General features: G+C 69.3%; 15 protein-coding genes. 3 read left to right on the top strand and 12 right to left on the bottom strand.

The features are described from left to right. Positions 1-10 precede the first annotated feature (10 nt). The 5 genes from MF609_RS09325 to MF609_RS09305 are packed head-to-tail and all read right to left on the bottom strand — an operon-like array spanning position 11 to position 11,622. The gene (locus tag MF609_RS09325) at positions 11-5,305 is read right to left on the bottom strand and encodes a hypothetical protein (protein WP_242416045.1); all 5,295 of its coding nucleotides are present in this window, start codon (positions 5,303-5,305) and stop codon (positions 11-13) included. After that, the gene (locus MF609_RS09320; protein ID WP_242416044.1) at positions 5,302-7,743 is read right to left on the bottom strand and encodes a VWA domain-containing protein; all 2,442 of its coding nucleotides are present in this window, start codon (positions 7,741-7,743) and stop codon (positions 5,302-5,304) included. The genes MF609_RS09325 and MF609_RS09320 overlap by 4 nt, the downstream gene beginning before the upstream one ends. Further along, positions 7,740-9,269 carry a BatA domain-containing protein gene (locus MF609_RS09315; protein ID WP_242416043.1) on the bottom strand — a complete coding sequence of 510 codons (1,530 nt, stop codon included), beginning with the start codon at positions 9,267-9,269 and terminating at the stop codon, positions 7,740-7,742. Before MF609_RS09315 ends, MF609_RS09320 begins: the two co-directional genes overlap by 4 nt. Next, positions 9,266-10,177, bottom strand: coding sequence for a DUF58 domain-containing protein (locus MF609_RS09310; RefSeq protein WP_242416042.1), 912 nt, complete (start codon positions 10,175-10,177; stop codon positions 9,266-9,268). The genes MF609_RS09315 and MF609_RS09310 overlap by 4 nt, the downstream gene beginning before the upstream one ends. Next, complete coding sequence (locus MF609_RS09305; RefSeq protein WP_242416041.1) at positions 10,174-11,622, bottom strand: hypothetical protein; 1,449 nt, start codon at positions 11,620-11,622, stop codon at positions 10,174-10,176. The genes MF609_RS09310 and MF609_RS09305 overlap by 4 nt, the downstream gene beginning before the upstream one ends. 77 nt (positions 11,623-11,699) lie before the next feature. On the opposite strand from MF609_RS09305, the gene MF609_RS09300 reads away from it, so the two are divergent. Together MF609_RS09300 and MF609_RS09295 are read left to right on the top strand one after the other, a co-directional pair. Beyond that, a complete protein-coding gene (locus MF609_RS09300) occupies positions 11,700-14,561 on the top strand; it encodes a M16 family metallopeptidase (protein WP_242416040.1) in 2,862 nt (953 codons plus the stop codon). A gap of 11 nt (positions 14,562-14,572) precedes the next feature. Further along, positions 14,573-15,427: an aspartyl protease family protein gene (locus MF609_RS09295; protein ID WP_242416039.1), complete on the top strand. Its 855-nt coding sequence runs from the start codon at positions 14,573-14,575 to the stop codon at positions 15,425-15,427. A gap of 70 nt (positions 15,428-15,497) precedes the next feature. Here the strand turns inward: MF609_RS09295 and MF609_RS09290 are convergent, their stop codons facing one another. The 3 genes from MF609_RS09290 to MF609_RS09280 form a co-directional block, all read right to left on the bottom strand. Next, positions 15,498-16,142 (bottom strand): glutathione S-transferase family protein, encoded by a 645-nt coding sequence (locus MF609_RS09290; protein WP_242416038.1) that lies wholly within the window; start codon positions 16,140-16,142, stop codon positions 15,498-15,500. Positions 16,143-16,359: 217 nt separating this feature from the next. Beyond that, positions 16,360-17,454 (bottom strand): recombinase RecA, encoded by a 1,095-nt coding sequence (gene recA, locus MF609_RS09285; RefSeq protein WP_198158514.1) that lies wholly within the window; start codon positions 17,452-17,454, stop codon positions 16,360-16,362. A 117-nt stretch (positions 17,455-17,571) separates the two neighbouring features. Then, positions 17,572-18,165, bottom strand: a complete 594-nt coding sequence (locus MF609_RS09280; RefSeq protein ID WP_242416037.1) for a hypothetical protein — start codon at positions 18,163-18,165, stop codon at positions 17,572-17,574. Between the two features lie 120 nt (positions 18,166-18,285). Between MF609_RS09280 and MF609_RS09275 the strand changes: the two genes are divergently transcribed. After that, positions 18,286-18,660 carry an STAS/SEC14 domain-containing protein gene (locus MF609_RS09275; RefSeq protein ID WP_242416036.1) on the top strand — a complete coding sequence of 125 codons (375 nt, stop codon included), beginning with the start codon at positions 18,286-18,288 and terminating at the stop codon, positions 18,658-18,660. Between the two features lie 38 nt (positions 18,661-18,698). Here MF609_RS09275 and MF609_RS09270 read toward each other — a convergent pair whose 3' ends face one another. The 4 genes from MF609_RS09270 to MF609_RS09255 all read right to left on the bottom strand — a co-directional run bounded on the left by MF609_RS09270 (position 18,699) and on the right by MF609_RS09255 (position 25,071). Beyond that, complete coding sequence (locus MF609_RS09270; RefSeq protein WP_242416035.1) at positions 18,699-19,847, bottom strand: hypothetical protein; 1,149 nt, start codon at positions 19,845-19,847, stop codon at positions 18,699-18,701. A 69-nt stretch (positions 19,848-19,916) separates the two neighbouring features. Next, positions 19,917-20,270, bottom strand: coding sequence for a response regulator (locus MF609_RS09265; protein ID WP_242416034.1), 354 nt, complete (start codon positions 20,268-20,270; stop codon positions 19,917-19,919). Between the two features lie 56 nt (positions 20,271-20,326). After that, complete coding sequence (locus tag MF609_RS09260) at positions 20,327-22,714, bottom strand: hybrid sensor histidine kinase/response regulator (RefSeq protein ID WP_242416033.1); 2,388 nt, start codon at positions 22,712-22,714, stop codon at positions 20,327-20,329. A 290-nt stretch (positions 22,715-23,004) separates the two neighbouring features. After that, positions 23,005-25,071 carry a M13 family metallopeptidase gene (locus tag MF609_RS09255; RefSeq protein ID WP_242416032.1) on the bottom strand — a complete coding sequence of 689 codons (2,067 nt, stop codon included), beginning with the start codon at positions 25,069-25,071 and terminating at the stop codon, positions 23,005-23,007. Between the last annotated feature and the right edge of the window lie 95 nt (positions 25,072-25,166).

Genomic DNA, 25,166 nt, shown 5'->3' with positions numbered 1-25,166 from the left:
GCGGCGATGGCTAGCCCGTCTTGCAGCCCTCCAACGACGGCAAGCCGGGCAGATCGCCCCCATTGGGTCCCAGTTTCCGCTTTTCGAACCGATGTGCAAGGTCCGCGTGTATACGGCACGCTGCCATGCGATCGGGCCAGGCATCGAGGATCGCGACCGTCCGTGCCATCGCCTTCACCAGATCGTCGACATTGTCGAGCGGGCCGGCGGGATAGAGCATCTGGAGGAAGGCGGCGGTCAGCCATGCCTGCGCACGCGGCAGGTCGCCGGCGAGCGCATAGAGCCGCGCCATCGCGAGCCGGTCGTCGGTCGCCAGCACCGGCATCCGCCGCAGCCGGGCGTCGAGTGCCGCCAGATCCCCTTGGTCGAGCGGTACCTGCAGGCGATCCGCCAGTGCCACCAGACGGCGGATCACATCGGCATCGCCCCGACCGCTGCGGAGATCGGCGAGCAAGGTGGCAAGCGCCGCTGCGCCCTGCCCCTGTCGTACCGGACCATAGGCGCCGACCGCATAGAGCAGTTGCTGCCGCGCCTGATCGGCAGGTGCCATGACGCGGGGATAGCGTTGCAGTTCGGCCGTCATGTCCGGTCGGGCCAGCAAAGCCGCTGCCGCGCCATTGCCCATCGTCCCGGCCGCGAGCGTCTGGACCAGCGCCCGGCGTCCGCGCGCGGTATCGCCGTCCGCCGCCAACGGGAGCGACTGCCGCCACAGCGCCCGCAGCTTTTCGGGGGGCGTAGCGGGATCGTGCGCATCTACCTGCAACAGCGGCGCGAGCTGCCGGTCGTCACCGGCCATACCGCTGATATCCGGTCGCCCCTCACGCCGCAGGAGCGCGACGACCGCCGGCTGTGCGGGGAATTTGCGGGCATAGGCGTCATACACCTTGCCGAACAGGCCGGCAGGACGGGTACTGCGCCCTTGTAGCATGCGGGAACGGTTGAGCAGCTGCGCGAGGGCGTCGGGATCGTCGGGGTCGACCCCGGCGGCGTTGGCGACCGCCGTTGCGCGTTCGCCCTCATCGAGCAGCCGATACACCAGTGCCAGCATCGTCGCCGCCGTCCGGTCGTCCGGTTCGGCCTGCACCTGTGCCTCAAGCAGCGGTGCGAGCGCCGCCCAGTCGGCGCGTTCGACCTGCAGCGCGAGCAGCCGTTCGCGATAGGTGGGATTGGCCGGGTCGAGCGCGATCATGCGCCGCGTCAGCGCCAGACGCTGCTCAATCCCGATCTTCGCATCGCCGGCGACGAACCGGCGGTAAACGGTCGCGGCTGCCTGTGACGTGGGGTGGGGATCGGTGAGGAACGCATCGACTTGCTGGCGTTCGATATCGGGAAAGCGGGTTTCGATCGCGCGGTCGATCCGGGCAACCTGTTGCCCGTTCGCGCGCGCACCGTCCGCCAGCGTCGCCAGCGCGACGAACGCCCCCTGCCGGTCTCCGGCATACCAGCGTTCCAACACCGTCGGGAGCAGCGCACTGTCGCGATAGGCGGCCGCAACGCCCCGTGCCGCGTCGAGGACGGTGGCCCGGTTGGCCGGGGGCGTGTCGAACAGCAGCAGGCGACCGACCAGCGGCATCCCGCTGCGTGCCTGCGGATCGCGCACGATGGCGATATCGCGCGCCAGGATCGCCGACAGTCGCCGCTGCTGCGCATCGTCGAGCGGTCGACGCAACACCGCGTCGAGCGCGAGATCGCCGAGCTGCGAATCGCCCTCGCCCCGCGCCAGGCGCACGACCATGCCGTCATAGAGCGCGATCAGCTGGTCGGACGAGAAGCGGTCGATCCATTCGCTGCCACCGCTCGTGGCATTGCGCGACGCGCGCAGGCTGATACCCAGCGGTCGGTTGTTCTGGCGAATGGTCAGCTCGACCAGCTCGTCGGGGGCCAGCAGTTTCGCCCCGGCGATCCGTTCCAGCCGCTCGAACCGGTCGGGAGCGGCGCGGAACAGGTCGAACAGGATCGCGTCACGGGCCGTCGAGCGTTGCAGCGGGGCGAGGATCAGCTCGCGCGAGCGCTCAGGCGGCAACCGGTCCATCGCGTCCGCCACCAGCAGCAGATAGAGCGGCTGACGGAACGAGGACGCTTCCGCGCCCGGTGCCCGCGCCGCTTCCTCTTCAGCCAGTGCCGCCGCCAGCATCGTGGTTGCCGCGGCCTCATCGTTCCGCGACAGGGCAAGAATGAACGCCAGCTCGCCGTTGCCGGTATCGTCCGCCTGCACGCCGAGCGCGGCAAGCGGCCAGTCGGCGGCGTCCGGCAATGCCGTTGCCGCGCGCCCGGTCAGATGGGCGTGCAGCGTCGCTGCCCGTCGATACGCGGAGTCTGCGGCGAAGCGGCGGTCGAGCGCTGTGTCCCATCCGGCGAGCGCGGCATTGCCCTGCCCGGCATCGACGATACGCTGCCCCAGATCGGCCAGCAGGGCGAGCCGCGGATAGTCCGCCAGGATCGCCGGCGATGCCGTCCCGACCCGCGCCAACTCCGTTTCGAACCGGCGGTTCAGGTCGGTCAGCAGCGTGTCGTCGCCGGCCATCGCGTCCGGCGCATTCAGTAACAGCCCCTCGACCAATGTCGGATAATAGCGCCGCACGTCCAACCCGCGTTCGTCGCGCGCGCCAAGCGGCACGGCAGGCTGACGCGCCAGCAACGTCCGCAGCCCGCGCCCATACCAGTTGCGGGCAAGCGCCGTCTGTCCCGCGCGTTCGTGCAGAATCGCGGTCTTGACCAGCAAATCGAAATTCGCCTGATCCTGCAACAGCGCCCGGGCATAGTTGGCCAGCGCCTGGCGCGGGCGACCGGCGGCGGCATAGGCATCGCCCTTCGCCTCGTCGACATTCACCAGCCCGCCCATGCCGCTCATCATCGCAAAGGCGCGTTCGGCACCGGCCTCGTCGCCCTGCGCCAGCAACGTGCGCGCCAGATCGGCGTAGAGGTCGGGTGGAAAGGACTTGCCGAGCGCCAGCAAGCGACGGGCATAGACCAGCTTGCGATGCGGATCGCCGATCATCGCCACGCTGCCGCCGTCACGGACGCCGCCGCCGCTGAGCGTCGCCAGCTCGCGCAGCACATAGCCGCGCCGTTCGCCCGCACCGGCGACGCCCGCTTCCGTCGCGCGAAGCTGCAGGTCGATATCGGCGTCGGTCGCGGCGATGTCGGCAAGCAGCCCGGTCAGCCGCGGCATCGCACCGTCCGTGGCGATGCGTTCCAGCACGCGCCGCTTCGCCCAGGGGACGACCGGCAGGACGGCGGCATCGTCGGGATCGGCGGCGGCGACCGTATCGATCAGCCCGTCGATCGCCGCGACGAAGGCCGGCCCATCGCCGCTCCGCTCGGCCGCATATTGCAGCAGCGCGATCGCCTCGCCCCGCCGGTTCTGGCGCGCCAGTTCGGCGGCGAGCCGGCCCAGCGCCTCGCCATCCTGCGGTGCCGCCGTCCATGCGCGGCGCAATTGCTCGATCGCCTGCGGCTTCAGGTCGGCTTGCGCATAGACCGTCGCGCGGAACGCCGGGCTGTCGCTGGCGGTCAGCTGCGCCATCAGCGCGTCGAGTTCCGCCTGCCGTTCGGCCGTGGGGATCGCACCGGCATCGTGCCGTAGCCGCGTCAGGATCAGCTGCCGGACATGCGCGTCGCGATTGGCCGGATCGACCGCGATCAGCCGTTCGAGCGTCGTGGCGAGGCGGTCATAGTCGTGCATCCGCGCATAGAGTTGCGCCATCCTGTCGAGGCCCGCCGCCTCCCCCGCGCCACTGCGCGCGGCGAAGCGGCGGATCGCATCGGCCGCCGCCTGCCGGTCGTCCTGCGCCAGCCGCAACGCGACCAGCAGGTCGATCTCGCCCGTGCGCAACCTTCCCGCGTCCAGCCGCGTCGACAGGGCACGGGCCATCGGTTCGAGCTGTCCGGTCCGCTTCGCCAGCGCCACGATCTGCCGCTCGATCGCGCTGCGCCGGGCGGGCAGCGTGGTATCCGCCCACAATGCCTGCCATCGCCGAAGCGCATCGGCATCGTCGCCGGTGGCCGCCGCCAGCTGCGCCAGGCGCGTGCGAAGGTCATAGCCCGTAGCACCGCCCCGTCCCTCGACCTGTCGCAGCAGCGCCAGCGCCTCCGCCGGGCGCCCGAGCCGATCATAGCCATCGGCAATATCGAGCAGGAGCAGCCCGCGCGGATCGGCGCGGCGGACCGCCTCCAGCTCGGCCAGCGCCTGTGCCGTGTCGCCGCGGTCGAGCTGGGTTTCGAACAGGAACAGGTGCGTCGCGGCGGCGACCGCCGGATCGGTGGCGATGCCCGCCAGCATCGCCACCGCCTGATCCTGCAATCCCATCGCGATCATCGCCTTCGCCCCGGCGGTCAGCACGTCGACGCGCCCGCGATTGGCGACAAAGAACCGGCGATAGGTCGCGACGGCCTCCGCCTCGCGTCCCTGCACCAGATAGGATGCGGCCAGCCGGGCGGTCAGATCGCTCTGGCGCGGATCGGCGGCGATCAGGCGGCGATATTCGGCCTGCGCCGCCGCCGGATCGCCCGACTGGTCGAGCAGGCCGCCCAATCGTGCTCGGAGCGCCGGGTCGGTCGAGCGGGCGATGCGCGCGATCGCGGGCGCGGTCCGCCCGAGTTCGAGCAGCACATCCACCATGGCCTGGGCGACCGCCGGCCCTTGCGGACGCTGCGCGAGGAACGGCAGCACCGCCGCCAGATCGCCACCGGTCCGGTACGCCTCCACCAGCAGCGCCAGCGCATAGCGTTGGTCGTCCACGGTCGTCGCCATCGCCAGCGCGCCCTGTGCCGCCTGTTTCGCTGCGGTCGCGTCGCCCGCCGCCAACGCCCATTGCGCCGCAGTCAGTCGCGCGGCCAGCGTCGTGCCCTCTCCCGCGAGCGCCAATGCCGCTTTGGGGCGTCCGAGGAGCGCGAGCAGTTCGGCCAGCCGCTGTTGCGCGTCGCGCGGCTGCTGCGCGGCATAGGCGGTCAGGCTGTCGGGACGGCGTAGCGCGGCGATGATGGCGAGGCGCAGTTCGATCCGTCGCCGCAGCGCCGGATCGGCGGTCGGCAGCACCTGCCGGTACAGCGCGCCGGCATCGGCGACGCGCCCCGCCGCGTCGAGCAGCTCGGCCTTGAGCAGCGATGCCGCCGGATCGGTCCGCGTCGCCAGTGCGGCCAGTGCGCCCGCCGGATCGCCAGCGCGCCACGACGCCTCTGCTGCGACGACGTCGGACCGGGCAGCGGGCACCGCGGTCCGTGCCGCCGCGAGAGTGGGGCCGGTCAGGCTGGTCGACAGCGCGAAGGCGAACAGCGCGCGCCTGCGAAAGCGGGAAGCGTTCATCGGGCACCTGTTGGGTGGCGCGCGGGCCAGCGGCGATAGCCGACCTCGGCAAGATAGAGGAGAAGCGCCAGCAGCGTAAGCCAGGGCCAAAGGTCCGTCGCGCGCCACCCGGCAACGGGTCGGGCCGGGCCGGGATCGGCGGCGGGGTCGGTGCGGTGCCAGCCACCCGTCCGCTGCGACAGCTGGGCGAGCGGTAGTGCCATCGTGCTGGCCATCGCTTCCTCGGCGCGGATGTCGGACGCGGCGGCATCGGCGGCGCGGACGACCGTCGCACCGTCGCGGACCTCGATCCGGGCAGGCTGGCGGTTCGGCAGGGCGAGTTCCGCCTCGAACAGGCCCGGAGTGCGCGCCTCGACACCCTCGATCCGGCGCAGCGGTCGCCCGGCCGCATCGACCAGCCACATCGCCGGCACCGGCCCCGCCGTGTTACGCTGCGCCGTAATCCGCAACCGGTCGAACCGGCGGCTGACGGCGACCGTCATGTCCGACCGGGTGCGCGCGGTCATCGCGACGACGCGCGCGAGCCAGCGACCATAATCGCCCCAGTTGCGCCAGCTTGCCGTGCCGCTGCCCAGCGGTTCGGTCATCAGCGCGGTCACGCGACCGCTGCCGACCTGCCATGTCGCGAGGACCGGATCGCCGTCGCCGGTCTGCAGCAAGGTCGTCGCCTCGGGCCGGGCGCGGGTGCGGACATAGGCCGATAGCGGCGGTGGTGCGGTGAGCCCCTGCCCGTCCCACCAGCCCGCCGGCCCCACCGCCCGCAATTCCACGCTGCCGCTGCGATAGGCGGGTTCGGGCGTCGTCTGAGGCTGTTTGAAGTCGAGTTCGACCAGGCTGAACTCGTCGGGAATCGAATAGAAGCGCCCGCGCCCGATCCGTGCCCAGTCGGCCATGCTCTGTTCGTCGTCGACCTGCCCGCCGACCGCCACCGTCGAGATGTTGATCCGGTTCTCGGCGATATGCCGCAGCAGTTGCTGGTAGCGATCCTCGGCCACGCCCCCGTCCGAAAGGACGAGGATATGCTTGTAGCGCGCGTCGAGGTCCTTCAGGCCGTAGAACGCTTCCTGCAACGCCGGGAACAGGACGCTCGCCCCCTGTGCCTGCATCCGCGCGATCGACCGGTCGATATCGGCCAGGTCGGTCGCATGGTGCATCGGCACCGACCATTGGCGTGCGCCATAGAATTCGACGACCCCGACCCAGTCGTTCGGCGTCAGCTTGGCCACCGTCCGTCGTGCGACCTGCTTGGCGAGTTCGAGCCGCGCACCCTGCATCGATCCCGAACTGTCGATCACCACCGCCAGCGCGACGCTCGGGCGGATCTGCCGGTCCTGTTGCCGCGCGGTCACCGGCAGCGCCGCCCCCAGCGGCGCCTGTGCATAGCCGCCCGCGCCGAACGCGGCCATGCCGCCGGTCACGAGCAACCCGGTGCCATGCCGTGCGACCGCGCGGTTCAGCCGCTGCTGGGCCGCCACGGGAAAGCGCGCGGCGGGCAGGTCGTCCACCAGCACCACAGGCCAGTCGGCCGGATCGAACGCCGCCGTCGCAGGACGCCGATCGACCGCGATACCCAGTCCGAGCAACCGCTGGAGCGAGGCCGCCGCACCCTGCTGCCGTTCCCCCAGATATAGCAGCCGCAGCGGGTCCTGCGCCGCGGCAAGCGCATCGAACTGCACGCGCCCGTCGAGCGCCACGCGCAGCGGCAGGAAGCCCGCGCGACCGGCGGGAAGATCGACGGCGACGCGGGTCGGACCGTCGGCGACGAACGGCGCGCTGGCACCGATCCGCCGCTCGCCCTCGAACACCGTCAGGCGGTGCGTGCCGCCGTCGCCCTCGACCGTCACGTCGAGGTGCAGTTTCTCGCCGACCCGGGCCGGCGCGACCGCAACGTCGCTGACGAACGCGGAGCGCGGGGCGAGCGGCACGTCGATGCTGTTGACCGGGATGGCCCGCGCGGCGAACGCGTCGACCGCCGCCTGCCAATGCGGATCGGTCGACCGGCCGTTGCCGATGAAGGTCACCGCCGCGCCCGACCCCAGCGCGATCCGGTCGAGCGCGACGCCGAACGCCGTCGACAGCGACCCGTCGGTCACGATCCGGGCGGGCGGCAGGCCGGCAGGCCCCGCCCGCCCGCCGATCTGGATCAGCGTGCGGCGTGCATCGCCGGGCAGGGTCGCCACTATCTTTGCCAATGCCGCTCGCGCCGCCGCCTGCCCCGATGTTCCCAGCGCCTCACGCTGGTCGAGGATCAGCACCTGTTCGCCTGCCCCCACCCGCCGGACGACGCTTGGCTGCATCATCGCGACGACGATACACGCCAGCACCGCCGCCCGCCATGCCAGCCGCCCCCAGCGCGGCCGCGCGCGCATCGGCCACCACAGCAGCGGCAGCAGCAGGAACAGCCATGCGGCGACCGGAAAGAGGAAGGTGACGCTCATGCCATCCTGCCGCGCTGGACCAGCCACCATTCGACGCCGAGCAGCACCAGCGCCGCCGTCAACAGCCCGAGGACCGGCAGATCGGGCCATCCCCTCCCGTCAAGCGGCTGCACCTTGCCGGGCGCAGGCGCAGCGGCGGCGAGCGTCGTGGCGCGGTCGGTCAACGCCGCCGGATCGTGCGATTGCCATGCCGATGTCCCGCCCAGCCAGTGGAGGCTGCGCGAGACCAGCAGCGGCATTGCCGCGCTGTCGACGAACGGCGTGTCGGGCGCGAACACGCTGCTCCAAATTCCAACCCGCCGCTCGGTCGCATCGCGCAGGTCGACGCCGATCGGTCGACGCAGTGCGTCGGCCAGCGCGGCGGCATCGACCTCGCGCAGTCCCAGTTCGTCGAGCCGCGCGGCAAGATCGCCACGCGCCGCCTCGCCCGGCCCGGCGAACACGAACGCCTGTCGCTGGGCGGGCGGGTCGGCGATCGCCAGCACGGGCAGCTTCGCCTGTTCAACCGCGCGGTTGTCCCCGATCGCAACCTGCGCCTGTGCCAGCGGCACCACCGTCAGCGACGCGTCGGCGGCCACCGCCGCGCGGAGCGTCGCCGGCGTTCCCGCCAGCAGGGCGACCCGCAACGGCCTGCGGTCGGGCAGGCGCAGCGACGCTGAATCGTCGGCCCCAAAACCATCGCCCGGCGCCAGGGTAACGCCGACCCGCTGCCCCGCGGCGTCGATCTCGGGCAGCAGATAGCGACCATCGCCCAACGGCTTGAGTCCGGGCGGATCGAATGCTCGTTCGTCGAGCGTCCAGTGCAGGTCGGCCGGCGACGGCACCGCCCCGTTCGCCGCCGCGACCGCGACCAACAGATCGGCCTTCGCCACCGCGCCCGAGCGGGCCGGTTCGACGCCCAGCGCGACGATACCCCGGTTCCCCGACACCGGATCAGGCAGATAGCCATAGGCCACCCGGCCGTCCCGCACCGGCGATCCGCCATAATAGCGGACCTGCACGTCCGCGGCATTCGACAGCCAATCGGCGAAGCGCGAGGGTCGCGCCTCCGGGTGCACCATGTCGAGCCGCCGCGACAGCAGCGACACGCACTCGCCCGGCAGCAGCAGCCGCGTGGCGACCGCATCACCCAGCACGACTTCGCGCCGGTCGGCCGCGACCGCGCGGACATCGGCGAGCAGCGCCCGCTTCGCCGCCGCCCATCGACCGCCGCCGGTCAGCAGCGCGCTATTGTCGAGATAGAAGAACTGCCGCCCCAACCCCGCCGCCGGACCCGCTTGCGGTTGCGCGGCGGCGATCCATAGCGACAGGGCGATGGCGAGGATCAGCAGAAAGGCGGGCCAATGGCGAAACCGCCCACCCAGCACCCGTGCCGGCGTATCGCGCATCGCCTGCGCCCAGAGAGCCGCGGCGGGCAACCGCACTACCCGTCGCTGCGGACGCAATCGCTGCAACGCATAGACCAGCGCCGCCAGCCCAATCGCTCCAGCCAGCACCAACGGCCATCCGAACGTCGCAAAGGTCATAGCGGCGCGCCACCCTGCAGCAGGTGCGGCACCAGCTGGTCGATCACGTCACCATCGGCATCCAGCGCGATCAACGCCGCCCCTTCGCGCCCCGCGAAGCCGTGCAGCCGGTCGGTGAAGGCGCGATAGGCCGCGCGGTAGCGCGCGATCAGGTCGGGCGACACCGTCACCGCCGCACCGCCGTCCCGCTCGCCATCGTCGATCGTCACGTCGCCGTCGAAATCGGCCAGCAACGCAGGATCGGCATCGCTCGCCCGCGTCATCTGTACCAGCAGCATCCGGTGCTGCACCAAGCCCAGCGCGTCGACGACCGCCTCGATGCCTTCGTCGTCGAAAAAGTCCGATACGACGATCAGCAGTCCGCGCCGCAGCCGCATCGCCGCCAGTTCGCGCAGCGCCGCCGCCAGCGCGCCACGCCCTGCCGCCGACTGGTCGGCGAGCAGCCGTGCGACGCGCGGAATGGCACCCTTGCCCGATACGCCCTTCACCGCCATGGTCATGCGGTCGGCAACGGTCAGCAGCGTGACTGCGTCCTGCTGACCCAACGCGATGGCGGCGAAGGCCAGCACGGACTGCATCGCCGGTACGATCCGCGGCGCGGCTTCGACGAACATGCTGCCCGACAGGTCGAGCAGGATATAGACCGGCAGGTCCTGCCGTTCCTCGAACACCCGCACGAACGCCTTGTTCAGCCGGCGGTAGATGTTCCAGTCGATCGCGCGCAGGTCATCCCCCGCGACATAGGGTTTGAAATCGGCAAAGTCCGATCCCTGCCCGCGCGCCGCCGTGCGCTGATCGGCCAGCCGCCCGCCCTTTTGCGCCGCGGCGATGCGCAACCGCAGCGCGTCGATGCGTTGCAGGAACGCCGGATCGAACAATTGTTCGAAGCTGGGCCCGGCGACGCTCACCGGTCCACGCCCGTGCGACGAAAATAGCGTTCGAGGACGCGATCCTCCTGCGCCGACCGTCCGGCGTGGCGGATATGCCCGACCTGCCCCCGACCGGCACCGCGATCCTGTGCCGCGACGATCCCGGCCGCCATGGTCCGTGGCGGTGCCGCACGCGTCGTGCTGCTGACCGCACCGGCATTGACCGTGCCGATCAGCCGGTCCTGCATCGGGACGGCGAGCATCAGCGTGGTCGATCCGCGCGCGCGCTTCGCGCCCTCCGTGCCGTTGCCGCGCGTCGATCCCTGTTGATTGCCGTTGTTGTTGCTCGACTGGCTGCCCGAGCCATTGGCCTGCGACCCCGACGACTGGCGGCTGCGCGATCCCGACCCCTGCTGGGCCTCCTGCCCGCCAGCACCGCGCGGTGCTGCGGGAGGGGTGCCGGGAAGGGCGCTCCCCGCGCCGCCCTGCCCGCCCATCGCCGGCGTGGCACGGCTTTCGGGTGCGCCGATCGCAGTGCCGCGCGCGCGATCCGCCGCATCACCCGGTGCACGTTCCGCCGCATCGCCGCGCCCCTGCGGCACGTCGCCGGTCGCCATCGCGCCCGATGCGGCCCCGCCGGCCGCACCGGACCCGCCCGGGGACAGCGACGCCGATCCCGCATCGCCCTCGGACGGGCTGGAAACGGCATTCGATCCGCCCGGCGCGGCGGCACGGTCGGCGACCCCGCCCGCAAGCGATCCGGCGGGATGCGCGCCAGTCATGCCTGAAGCCCCCCCCGGCCCGGCAGGCGCAGCGTTGCGCAGCGCGCCGTTCGGGCCGGACGCTGCCGCCCCACCGCGCGCCGCAGCGTTCGTCGGCGCATCCCGCGACAGCCCGATTGCGACCGCAACATGCCGCAACGTCGTTGCCACCGGCCCGGCGCTGGCCTCCGTCATGGCCGGACGCACCAACATGGCGGCGATCAGCAGCAGCAGCGCAGCGGCCAGCATCGCCAGCGTCCGCCGGATATCGGATCGCGTCGCCTCCTGCACGGATATCCCGACGGCCGCCGCGCGGTCGAGCCATGGCGCAGCCTCGGCCAGAGCGGCTGCCCGGAAGGGGTCACGCGGCGCGTCGAGGAACTCGGCGGTCGTGGCCGCCCGGTCCTTCATCCCCGCCGCACCATCGATCAGCGCCAGCGACGCGCCGCGATCGGCACGCAGCCGTGCGATCCGCGCACAGGCTACGGCGGCGAGGACGATGAGAGGGACCAGCACGGCGATCGACAGCGCGGGCACGACCGCGAGCGGGGTGACGAATGCCAGCAACACCAACAGCGCCGGCGCCGGGATCGCAGCCGCGGCGGCGACCGGCAACGCGCCGACCATCGCGTCGCGACGCCCCGCCGCGACCAGCGCGCTGCGCCCCCGATCCGCCAGCATGTCGAGCCGCCGGTGCAGCAGCCCGTCCGATCGTTCACCCATCCGCGCTGAACCCAGCCCCTTTCATCCTGTCGTCGAACGAAAATCTAGGCGTACAGCCTTGCACCAACCTTGCTGCCGTGCCGCTTCCGCGACGCCATGTCGGTCGTGGCGGTCGCACCATCTGCAAGGCTGATGCAAGCAAGTCGTGGTTCCTGACGATCCTCGGCATCGCGCCACATGGGATCTGCATCGTGAAAGCTTCGAACCGCGTTACCTTTGCCCTGTTGCTGGCCGGTGCGGCGCTGCTGTCCGGTACGGCGGTGGTGGCGCAGACGAAGCCGGTGCCCGTGGCGTCCAAGGGCACCGAGGTGCCGTTCGACCGCTTTACCCTGCCCAACGGGCTGACCGCGATCGTGCGGACCGATCATAGCAGCCCATCGGTCTTCGTCGGCATCTGGTACCGCACCGGTTCGCGCGACGAACCGCCGAGCAAGACCGGTTTCGCGCATCTGTTCGAACATCTGATGTTCCAGAGCACCGCCCACCGGCCGCAGGAATATATGGCCGCGTTGAAACAGATCGGCGCGATCGGCGCGAACGGCGTTACCCGGACCGACCATACCGCCTATTTCGAAACCGTGCCGACCAACGCACTCGATTCGGCGCTGTGGCTCGAATCCGACCGGATGGGCTATCTGGACGGCGGCATTACGCAGGCGTTGCTCGACGAACAGCGCCGCGTCGTGCTGAACGAAAAGCGGCAGGGCGAATTGCGGCCGGAGGAAATGGCGTGGCGGCATTTCCTCACCGCCTTCTATCCCGCCGACCATCCTTATGCCCACCCGACCATCGGCTCGACCGCCGATATCGAGGGCGCGACGCTCGACGACGTGAAGCAGTGGTTCCAGAGCCATTACGGTGCCGGCAATGCCGTGATCGTCCTGTCGGGCGATATCGATGCCGCGACCGCGCGCGAAAAGATCACCCGCTATTTCGGCGGCATCCGCGCGGGCACGCCGATCAGCCGGCCGCTGCAATGGGTGCCGTCGCTGACGGCCAACCGACGCGACCGCCTCTATGGTGAATTCGGCAAGACCAGCATCGCGCGCAGCTGGCCGGTCGCCAGTGATTCCGGCCGCGACTCCACCTTGCTGCTGCTGGCGGCGCGGGCGATGACGGGAACACCCGATGCACCGCTGGTCAAGGCGCTAGTCGCCGAGGCGGGTGTCGCGACGAACGTCACCGCGACCGTCAGCGAAAGCGAACTGGGCAGCGTGCTGCGCGTCGCGATGGACGTCGCCCCCGGCGTGTCGGTGGACCGCGCCCGCGACGCGCTCGACGCCGCGATCGCCGTCTATGCCGAGCAGGGGCCGCCGCCCGAACGGCTGCGCAGCATCATCGCGGCGACCGACTCCGTGCTGCTGCGCGCGCTGGAGGACAATGGCGCAACCGGCAACTGGTTGGGCGAAGGACAGGTCGCGCAGGGCGATCCGGCCTATTTCCTGCGGCAGCGCGACTGGATCAACGCCGCCCGCCCCGACGAGGTCCGCGCGGTCGCCGCCCGGTGGCTCCGCAAACCCTATTACGAGCTGGAGACCGTACCGACGCCGGCACCCCGCGCGCCCGGCCCCGATGTCGACCGCAGCGCCATGCCGTCGCCCGGCGCATTCAAGACGGCCATCGCCTTTCCGACCGTCACCACCACGACGCTCGCCAACGGCATGACGCTGGTGGTCGCACGGCGCCCCGGCGTGGCGATGGTCGACCTGCGCCTGCAATTCCCGACCGGCACCGCGACCGACCCGAACACGCCCCCCGCCGTTGCGGCGCGGGCGTTCGACCTGCTCGGCAAGGACGCGCATGCCGCCAGCGGAGAATCGGTCGAGCGGAGCCTTTCCCAGCTGGGTATCCAGCTGAGCAGCGGTGCCGGCGAATGGGCCAGCGGCGTGAACTGGAGCGTCGCGCGCGACCGCCTTGCTCCGTCCTTCGCGCTCGTCGCCGACATCCTGCGGCGGCCGACCTATCCGCAGGCGGCGGTGGCCGACGCGAATGCCGCCATGCGCAGTGCCGCCGATGGCTATGACCGCAACCCCAGCGAGGCGGCGGTGCCGCTGTTGCAGCGCGCGGTCCGGGGCGCGGGCGATCCGCGCGCTACGTTGCCGACCGCGCAGGACAGCGTCACCCGCGCCGCGCTGGTGGCGTTTCAGCAGCGGCATATCGTCCCGGCCGGCACGACGCTGTTCCTGGTCGGCGACGTCGCCCCCGAACAGGCGAAGACGCTGGCCGAGCGTTATTTCGGCGACTGGCGATCCGCCGCGCCGCCGCCACCGCCTACGACGCTTTCGGTCGCATCCGCCCCGCCGCGCCTGATCCTGGTCGACGCGCCCGGCGCGGCGCAGAGCAGCATCGCTGTCGGCACGGTCCTGCCCCCGTTCGACCCGGCGCTGAATGCCGCCGAAACCCTCGCCGCCGCCGCGGTGGCCGATATCGGCAGCGGCCGGCTGAACGCCAATCTGCGTCAGGCAAAGGGCTGGACCTATGGCTTTGGCGGCGGGATCGACGACGCCCCGATCGGCAACCGGCTGTTCGTCGCGCAGGGCACCGTCCAGGCCGATCGTACCGCGGAAAGCCTGTCCGAACTGCGCCGCGAATTTGCCGACCTCGCCGCCCGCCGCCCGATCACCGCCGCCGAACTGGACGTGCACCGCACGGCGATGATCCGCACCGCCGCGCTGCGGTTCAATCGCAACGATGCGTTCCTGAACGCGCTGGTGACGTCGGGCACCTATCGCCTGCCCTATGACCGTGCGACCACCGCGGAGCAGCGGTTGAACGCGGTGACGCCGCAAGCGGTACAGGCGCTGGCCGCCCGCCTGTTCCGGCCCGATGCCATGACCTGGGTCGTGATCGGCGACCTGACATCGATCGAACCATCGATCCGCGCCCTGGGGCTGGCCCCGGCGGAGGTGTGGGACGTCCATGGTCGCAAGCTTCGCTGAGGAATCCTGACATGCCGTTGCTGTTGCCCGTCATTGCCCTGTACGCCGCCGCCCCCGCCGAAGTGCCGCTGCAGCACGACAGCCGTGGGCGGCCGGTGATGACCGTCGCTATCAACGGGCACGGACCGTTCCCGATGGTGGTCGACACCGCCGCCCAGACCAGCCTGCTGACCCGCGCACTGGCCGAGGAGCTGAAGCTGAAACCCCTGCCCCACAGGATGCAGGTGACGGGCGCGACCGCGACCGCCGCCGCCCGGCTGTACCCGGTCGAGCGGATGACCAATGCGCTGATCGATGCCGGGCGCGTCGCGCTGGTCGAACTGACCAACAGCGGCGACACCGAGGCCCGCGGCATCATCGGCATGGAGTTCTTCGGCAATCGCCGGTTGCTGGTCGACCGATCAACCCGGACCATCGCCGCGCTGCCCTCCGGCCCGGCCGGACCGGGATATGCGACCATCGCCGGACAGGCGACGCCGGAGGGGTTCGTCGCGGTCCCGCTGACGCTCGACGGCGTTCGGATACCGGCGGTGATCGACAGCGGCGCGGCGGTGACCGTCGCCAATGCGGCCGCGCTTCGCCTGCTGGGCTGGGGCGAGAATGATCCGCGCCTGGGCGATGGCGGCGAGATACGCGGGGCGTCCGCCGGGGGGCAGAAAATCCGCAGTGCCCGGATCGGCAAGCTGTCGATCGGGCGGATCGCCTTGTCGAACGTACCGGTGATGATCGCCGACGACGGCAATGCGGTACCGTCGATCCTCCTCGGCAGCGATCTGCTGAACCTGTTTCCCGGCTATGCCATCGATTTTCCAAGGCGGGAGTTGCACATCAAATTGCCGCCCAAACCCGCCGCCCCCACCCGATAGGCGCTTCTCCAGCTCCCGCTACCGGGCTGCAGGATCGCCAGCCGACGCCCGCGATCCTGCCACCGATCCGTCAGGCATAGGCATAGGCGCCGCCGGCCGCGAGCGCGGCGCGATAGGCCGGGCGGGCGTGGATTCGGTCGAGCCAGGCGATGATGTGCGGGCGCGATGCGTCGAGGCCGGCGCGATTGCGTGCCGCCTCCAGCGGAAAGCTCATCATGACGTCGGCGGCGGTCATTGCCTCCCCCGCGAACCAGTCATGGCTGGCAAGGTGCGATTCGACATAGTCGAGATGGACGTCGATCATCGGCTGCACCTTCTTCTGCGCGGCCTTGCCCAGCAGCGGCACCCGGCCGAGCACCAACTTGACCAGCAGCGGGGGCATCAGCGATCCTTCGGCATAATGCAGGAAATGGCGATAGTGCAGCGCGTTGCGGCGATGCGCGGGCATCCCCAGCCTGCCATCGGCCTTTTCGACCAGATATTCGACGATCGCCCCGGTTTCGGCGACGACCAGCGATCCGCCGGCCGCGCCGGCGTCGCTGTCCTCGATCACCGGCGACTTGCCGAGCGGGTGGACACGGCGCAGTTCGGGCGGCGCCAGCATCGTCGCCTTGTTCCGCTCATAGCGCTTCACCGCATAGGGAAGGCCCAGTTCCTCCAGCAGCCAGAGCACCCGCTGCGACCGGGAATTTTCGAGGTGGTGGACGACGATCATCGGTGAATTCCCAAGGCGTTGCGGAGCATTGAGGACGCAATGCGACAGGGCGCGATCGGTTGCAGGGGATCGGGCGACGTCCGGCGCGGAAGTTGGCGAAGGTTGCGGGTTTCCTATGTTTGCGGCGACCCCGCCCCTGCAAAAAGATTGCTATTTTACAGCAGCTTGAACTGCCCCAGACGGCAATCGGGCGGCACGTTGGCCGCCCGATGTTGGTTTACATGTCGTCGTCGCCGTCCTCGGCATCGGGGCCGGTCATCATCTCTTCGGCGACCTTTTCGGTCCGCTGCCGGATCGATGCCTCCAGCTTGTCGCGCAGTTCGGGATGCTCAGTCAGGAAGGTCTTGGCATTTTCCCGTCCCTGCCCGATCCGCACGCTGTCATAGCTGAACCACGCGCCCGACTTCTCGACGAGGCCGGCCTTCACGCCCAAATCGAGGATCTCGCCGATCTTCGAAATGCCCTGTCCGTACATGATGTCGAATTCGACCTGCTTGAACGGCGGGGCGACCTTGTTCTTCACCACCTTCACGCGAGTGGCGTTGCCGATGATCTCGTCGCGATCCTTGATCTGCCCGGTGCGACGGATGTCGAGCCGGACCGACGCGTAGAATTTCAGTGCGTTGCCGCCGGTCGTCGTTTCCGGATTGCCGTACATCACGCCGATCTTCATGCGCAGCTGGTTGATGAAGATCACCATGCAGCGCGAGCGGCTGATCGAACCGGTCAGCTTGCGAAGCGACTGCGACATCAGACGCGCCTGCAGGCCGACATGGCTGTCGCCCATCTCGCCCTCGATTTCGGCGCGCGGCACCAGCGCGGCGACCGAATCGACCACCAGCACGTCGATCGCGTTCGAACGGACCAGCGTGTCGGTGATTTCCAGCGCCTGTTCGCCGGTATCGGGCTGCGACACGATCAGTTCGTCGATGTTGACGCCCAGCTTCTTCGCATAGACCGGGTCGAGCGCGTGTTCGGCGTCGACGAACGCGGCGGTGCCGCCATTCTTCTGCGCCTCGGCGATGACGTGCAGCGCGAGCGTCGTTTTCCCCGAGCTTTCCGGCCCGTACACTTCGATCACGCGCCCGCGTGGCAGGCCGCCGACGCCAAGGGCGATGTCGAGGCCGAGCGATCCGGTCGAGATCGCCTCGACCTGCATCGCTTCCTTCTGGCCCAGCTTCATCGCCGAACCCTTGCCGAATGCCCGGTCGATCTGCGCCAGCGCGGCGTCGAGCGCCTTTTGCCGTTCGCCCGCCGCCTTGTCGTTCGCTGCCGCCATCTTGCTATCGACCGCCTTCAGATTTGCCGCCATGTCCAGCCTTTCGCGTAGAGCAACCGCGCCGAGGGTTCAACGCGCCTTGTTGGATTTGCATGTATTCGTTTTGTTCCTGTTCCGCAAGGGGCGCGCGGGCGGAACATGCACGCGGTATCAGAGCGGCCTGCCGTCCTTGCCCAGCAATTCCATGCGATAGGAACAGCCATAGAGCGTCTTGCCCGGCAGTGTGCTGACATTGCTGATCGAACGGGCGATGGTGACGTGACTGCCGAAGGGATCGTCGGCGCTCGCGGGCACGGTCCGGTCGACGATCACCTTTTCGCCCAGGAACTTGCGAAAACCGTCTGCCGGCGGGGCGATGCCCAGTTCCTTGTACATCGCCTCCGCATCGGCGGCGTTCGCGATCCCCTCCTCCCTGGCTACCATCGCCGGATCGGCCACGTCGAGGATCGCGACGATGCCCGACGACGAAAAGGCGATGCGCCGGGTCGACCATTTGCCGGCGACCGCGATCGGCGCGGGCAGTTCATATTCGTCGAGCATCGGATTGCCGCCCGCGACCTTCCGCCAGCCCCGCTTGCGTGCGATCTGTTCCTCGCCGGTGATGGCGAAGGCGAAGCCGTTATAGCTCGGCACGTCGAGCCTGCATTGCAGCGCATCGACCTCACTGATGGTCGTCGGGTCGAAATCCTCTTCGGCCGGGCCGGCGGTGACGGCGATCAGGGCGGCGAGCAAGGATATCATCATTGCTCGAACGTAACGTATACCGCAGAGTCGACGCAACGCCGGTTCGGCCAGCGGCCAAGCGTTCCATCCTTCGTTAACCGGGCGGCGATAGGCAGGCCGTGGCAAATAGAGGCCTGCTCAATGTTCAGCGTAACGGTCGACCTCGAACGCGGCTGTGTCGAGACGTGCATCCGTGGATTCTGGACCCCCGACCTGCTCGACGATTTCTCGGCGGCCCTGGCCAAGGCGATCATCCAGGTACGCGCGACCGGCCGCGCGCCGGTCAGCCTGTGCGATTACAGCGATGCCACGGTGCAGCGCCAGGAGGTCGTCGCCGGCTTTGTCGAGATGATGAAGAACCCCGCCGTCCGCTCCCGCCGGGTCGCGGTCTATACCGGCCGCGTCCTGGCCAAATTACAGGCGGAACGCGCCAATCTCGACCATGCCGAGTTCCGGTTCTTTACCGACAAGGACGAGGCACGGGCGTGGCTGTTTGAGGAACGAGTCGAGGGCTGAGGGTCGCCCGAGGATCGAAGCGTTTCCGAACCATTGCCTTAGCTGGACGTCGCGGTCGCCTCTGCGACACGTCGCTTTTGCGCCGCGGTCATCGCTTCGGTTTCGGTCAGATCGATGATGTGAGTCGTCAGCCGGCCCATCCGCTGCTTGATGCGCGATCCGGTCGGAGTGCCCATCGTCGCGCGGATGGTGAACCGGTCAACCCGATAAATGCCTGGAGTTCCTGCCGGAACCGTGAGGCTGGCATAGCGGCGCGTGGATACCTGTCGCAGAACGGCGCCTTCCCATTGGCCAAGACCCGAACCTTGCAGTATCTCCGCACCATCGGTTCGCCCGTCGGGTCGAATCCAGTAACCGACATCGGCGAACCGGATGCCGGAATCATTCCAGCCGTTCGTTACGATGTCGGTATCCACGTTCAAATCCTCGACCGGCTGGGAAAACAGCAAGGTCGGGCGCTGCGAATCGTCCCGTGGGATACTGGCCACCAGCGCGTCGATTGCACCGGAGTCGCCCTTTCGCAGGGCGATTCGGCTTTTCAGGACATCGCGCAGGCGGGCAAAATCCGCCTTGGCAGGCCCGGCAATCGCAACCGAATGGTCGGCGAGTTTCGCAGCACGTCCGTCGTCCCGCTGGGCAAAGGCCAGCCATGCCCGACGATATGCGGCACCGGCCGCAATCCCGGGGTGCCCCGCCTCCAATGCAAGCCGTTCGACTTTGGCCAGATTGTCGGACGCAGTGGACAGGTTGCCTGTACCCATCAATGCATCGGCAAAGCTTATCTCTTCCAACAGGGTGCCGGGCACGCTCGGTCCGACATGGCGGCGCAGAAGTTCGACATTGGTTCGCGCCGCGGTCTTCCACAGGTTGCTGTCACCCTCATGCTCGGCCACGGTCGCAAGGGTCGCGTACAAGCTAGACACCGGGCCGGGCAGTTGCTCTGCATAAGCGCGATTACGGCGGATCGAACGCTGCAACGTTTGCCGCGCCGCCGCATAGCGGCCGGCCGTAAATTGTTCGACCGACGCCTGTAGAGAGGCTTCGACATCCTCGGCCGGCGGACATTGGCGCGCGATGCAGGCGGCAAGCGCGTCGGTCGCACGGTGGCCGACGACGACGATCTCCTCTACGGGAGCGGGCGGCGGGGTGGTCGTCTGAGCGACCGCAAGGAGGATCGGCAACAGCATGACGTACATGCTCACCCGATCGTCCGATCCTGTCAATCGACTATCGGCACCGTTCCGGCGCCGCCCGCCTTACCCCAGGTCGTTCAGCGCCTTTTCGACCGCGTCCATCGTGAATGGCTTCGACAGGACCGGGCGATCGCGGTGGGCGGGTTCGATCGTGTCGCCCGATCCGCCGGTCGCCAGCACGAAGGGGATGCCCGCCGCGGCCAGCTTGTCCGCGACCGGCCAGCTCTTTTCCCCGCCGCGCAGATGGACGTCGAGGATCGCGCCGTCGACGCCGCCCCGCTCGATCGCCGACACGGCCGACGCCACGCTGTCGGCCGTTCCGGCTACGGTGCGGCCCAGCATGTCGAGGAAATCCTCGAGCATCATGGCGATCAGGGGTTCGTCCTCGACAAGGAGGATACGGGCAGGCGACGTCATACGCCCCGGTCCTTAGCGGTCAAAGCGGGAACACCGCAACCGATTTCGTCGAAGCGTCAGGACTTTGCCAGCGCATCGCGCGCCGCCGTCGCCAGTTGTTGCACCGAAAAGGGTTTCGGCAGGAAGGAAACCTGATCCAGATCAATCGACCGGCGCAACTGTTCCTCGGCATAGCCCGACATGAACAGGATCGGCAGCGTCGGATAGACTTTGCGGACATGGCCGACCATCGTCGGGCCGTCCATCGTCGGCATGACCACGTCGGAGATCAACAGGTCGATATGCGGCCGGTCGGCGAGCAGTTCGAGCGCCGCTTCGCCATGTTCGGCGGTCATGACGGTATAGCCCTGCCGCGTCAGCGCGCGTTCGGCGATGGCGCGGACCATGTCCTCGTCCTCGACCAGCAGGATCGTGCCCGATCCCCAGGCGGGTTCGGCCGGCTCGCTCTTCAGCTTCGGATTGGTGCCGAGGCGCGGCGGTTCGGCGGCGGCGGCATGGACCGGCAGGTGAATGACGAAGGTCGACCCCTGCCCGGGGCGCGATTCGGCGAAGATGTAGCCGCCCGACTGCTTGATGATGCCATAGACGGTCGACAGGCCGAGGCCGGTGCCCTTGCCCACTTCCTTGGTCGTGAAAAAGGGTTCGAAGATCTTGGGCAGCACGTCGGCGGGAATGCCGGTGCCGGTGTCGGATATCTTGAGCGTCACATAATCGCCGACCGGCAGCACGTCGTCGTCCATCGCGCGCACTTCCTGCGCGCTGGTCGCCAGCGTCTCGATGGTCAGCACGTTGCGGTTGCCGCCCTGCGAGAGCATCGCGTCGCGGGCATTGACCGCGAGGTTGACGACGACCTGTTCGAGTTGTCCCGGATCGGCGCGGACCGAGCCGAGGCCGCGCCCGTGGTTGACGACCAGTTGCACCGTTTCGCCGAGCAGGCGCTTGAGCAGGTTCGACACCTCCGAAATCACGTCGGGCAGCTGAAGCACCTGCGGCCGGAGCGTCTGCTGGCGCGAGAAGGCGAGGAGCTGGCGGGTCAGACTCGCCGCACGGTTCGAATTGGCGCGAATCTGCTGGATATCGTCGTAATCGCTGTCGCCGGGCGAATGGCGCATCAGCATCAGGTCGCAATGGCCGATGATCGCGGTCAGGATGTTGTTGAAGTCGTGCGCGACGCCGCCGGCCAGCTGGCCGACCGCCTGCATCTTGGTCGCCTGCGCCACCTGTCGCTTCAGCTTGCCCTCCTCGCCCGTGTCGCGCAGCGACAGGACGACGGCGGCCTCACCCAGCCCGCGCGCGCCGGCGATCGAGAGCGCGACCGGCTCTTCCGACCGGTCGTTGAGGCGGACGGCCATGTCGGCGCTGTGCTGCGCGCCGCCGGCGAAGCGGCGGACGGCATCGGCGAGCGCGGCCTTGTCCTCGCGCACGACCAGGTCGCCCGGATAGAGCGGCGGCGCGACCGGGTTGACTCCGGTCGCGCGGATGAAGGCGTCGTTCATGTGCAGGAAGCGCCCGTCGCGGTCGACCAGCGCCATGCCGACCGGCAACAGCGAGACGAGCGCGCGGACCTGCGCGGCCGATCCCGGTGCGGCGATCGGCATCAGGCCGACGGGTGCCTCTTCCTCGTCCAGCATCGCGACCAGCATCGGGCCGGCGGGATCGTCGACGAATGGCACCTGCACGATGCGCAAGGGGTCGCCGCCCAGCCCTTCGCGGTCGAAGCGGACCCGACCCCTGCTGTCGGTGACGAGGAAGCGGGCGAAATCGCGGCCTTCGATCGCGGCGTCCTCGTTCCCGACGGCGCGGGCGCGGAACACGCGGTTGGCGGCACGGATGCGGCCATCGGCGCTGAGCAGGGCGACCATGACGCCGGCATTGCCCAGCCGCTCGCCGGCATCCCCCGCGATCATCGCGCGCATCGTCACCGCTTCCGCAATGGCCTGCCCGCCCTCGAACCGCCAGACGAGCATCGCTTCGCCGGCGCGGGTGAGCGTCGCGATCAGCGGGGCATCGCCCTGTCGCACGGTGGCCTTCGCCTCCCCGTCGCGCCAGGCGGCACGCGCCGCGCCGGCCAGTGCGCTGCCGTCGACGCCGTCGCCCAGCACGCCGGGCGGGGTGGGATAGCCGCCGAACAGCGTGGCATAGCGATCGTTCGCGCATACCAGCCGCCCGGCCCGGTCGGTCACCGCCAGTGCGTGCGGGCTGACCGCCGCCAGCGTCTGCGCCAGCGACCAGTCGATCACCGGCTCGGCGACCGCGCTATCGCTGGACCAGCGGCGCAGGCCGAGCGCCACGCCCGACAGCAGGATGGCGGCGGCGACGAAGCCGATCGCGACGGGCACGCTGCCGATCGTCCACAGGACAAGCGCCGCGGCAATGCCGCCGGCGACCAGCGCACTGGCGAGCGGCAGGACCGGTGAAGCGGCGGACGGGGATTTCGACAGCATAGGGGCTGTTGCGGTGCTTCGGGGGGCGACGTCAAGCGGTGCGTCGGGTGATCGGGCGCGGGGGTGCGATCGGGAGAGGTCCGGCGGGGTATGGTGCCCGTGGCAAAAGCGTACCCCGGCGTAGGCAGGGGTCCAGGGCCCGGATAGCCAACGTCAGCCTACCTGGCTCTGGACCCCCGCCTGCGCGGGGGTACGGCTTTGGATTGGGGCGGTTCCCCTACCTCAAGCCGTACCCCGGGGGAGGCCGGGGTACGGTCGAAAGTCGGGGTTCAGTCGGAACGCCCCTGCCCTTACCAGATACGCACGCGCTTTTCGGGCGACAGGAACAGATATTCGCCCGTCGTCGGCTGATAGCCCTGATACCAGGGGTCGAGGTTGCGCACGACCCAGGCGCGCTGTTCGGACGGGCTGTGCGGATCGGTCAGCAGCCGCTGGCGCAGGTTCGCCTCGCGGTAGCTGCGGCGCCACACCTGTGCCCAGCCGAGATAGAAGCGCTGTTCGGGGCCGAAGCCGTCGATCACCTTTTTATCGTTCGGATAGGCATGGGTATAGGCGTCCCATGCGGCGGTCAGGCCGGCCAGGTCGGCGATGTTCTCGCCCAGCGTCAGTTCGCCCTTCACATGCATTCCGGGCAGCGGCTCATAGGCGTCATACTGCTTGACCAGCGCGGCGGTGCGTTCGTCGAAGCGCTTGACGTCCTCGGCCGTCCACCAGTCGGTCAGGCTGCCGTTGACGTCGTACTTGCGGCCCTGATCGTCGAAATGGTGGCTGATCTCGTGCCCGATCACCGCGCCGATCGCGCCGTAATTGACCGCCGGATCGGCGTTGGGATCGAAGAAGGGCGGCTGCAGGATCGCGGCGGGGAACACGATCTCGTTCATCACCGGGTTCGCATAGGCGTTCACGGTCATGGGGGTCATGAACCATTCCCACTTCTGGATCGGTTTGCCCAGATGCTGCACATTGTAGCGCTGCTGCCACTGGTTCGCGCGCAGCATGTTGCCGAACGCGTCGCCGGGCGTGATGGTAAGGTCGCTCATGTCGCGCCACTGGTCCGGATAGCCGATCTTGGGCGTGAAGGCGGCGAGCTTCGCGCGTGCCTTCGCCTTGGTTTCCGGCGCCATCCAGTCGAGATTGTCGATCCGGCGGCCCATCGCCTCGGTCACGTTGCGGACCAGTTCGTCCGCCGCCGCCTTGGTAGCGGGCGGGAAATACTTCGCGACATAGGCCTTGCTGACATCATCGGCGACGGCGTCCGCCGTGAAGTCGACCGCGCGCTTCCAGCGTTCCTCCTGCTGCGGCGTACCCGACAGGACGGTGCCGTAGAAGGCGAAATTTTCCTGGTCGAACGCCTGGGGCAGCACGCCCGAGAAGCCGTCGAGCGAGCGGAGCAGCAGCTGGTCCTTCAGCACGCCGAGCGGGGCCGCGCCGATCACCTTCGCCATGCCGGTGAAGGCGGTCGGCTGCGCGACGATCACGTCGGTCGTGTTCGCCCCCAGCCCGCGGAAATAGGTGGCGAAGTCGAAGCCCGGCGCGCGACGCTGCAGCTCGGCGACGGTCATCTTGTTATAGGTCTTGTTCGCGTCGCGGCTTTCGATCCGCGTCCAGTGCGCCTTCGCGATCTGGGTTTCGAGCGCGACGACCGCGGCGGCGCGGGCGGCGGCGTTCGGCTCGCCCGCCAGCGTCAGCATCTTGGCGAGGTGCGCCTCATAGGCCTTGCGCTGTTCGACCAGCTTGGCATCGGTCGAGAGATAATAGTCGCGGTCGGGCATCCCGAGGCCGGCCTGCGCGGTCTGCAGCGCATAGACGGTCGGCTGCTTGTCGTCCGGGCCGACATAGGCCCCGAACGGCCCGCCGACGCCGGCCTGCGACGCCTTGGCCGCGAGCGCGGCATAGCCGGCCTTCGACGTGAGACCCTTGATCTCGGTCAGCCATGGCTGGATCGGGGCCAGCCCCTTGGCCTCAATCGCCGCCTGGTCGAGATAGGTGGCATAGGCGACGCCGATCTTGGAATTGGGATCGCCCTTCGCCGCGTCGAGCAGTTCGCGGGTGCGCGTCTTGGACAGGTCGTCCAATGCGGTGAACATGCCGTAGTTCGACTTGTCGGCCGGGATCGGGGTGATCCTTTCCCAGGTGCCGTTGGCATATTTGTAGAAATTGTCGCCCGGCTTCACGCTGCGGTCCATGCCGGCCACGTCGAAGCCGAAATCGCCGATCTCGGGCTTGGGGGCGGGCGCTGCTTCGGGTGCAGCAGCCGGGGTGGTGGCGGCGGTTTCGACCGGGCCGGTCGGCGTGGTCGCGCAGGCCGACAGGGCGGACGCCGCAAGCAGGGTGGTGAGGACGAAACTACGCCGCATCGAATAAGCCTCTTCGTATCGGGTGATACCGCAATGCTGCACCCGGGCTTATCGATCGTCAATATCTGGTTTGCTGGACGTCCTCTCCCGTTCGG

Source organism: Sphingomonas panni (assembly GCF_022664435.1).
Classification (GTDB): Bacteria; Pseudomonadota; Alphaproteobacteria; order Sphingomonadales; family Sphingomonadaceae; genus Sphingomonas; species Sphingomonas panni.
This window is presented reverse-complemented; position numbering and strand designations above follow the sequence as displayed.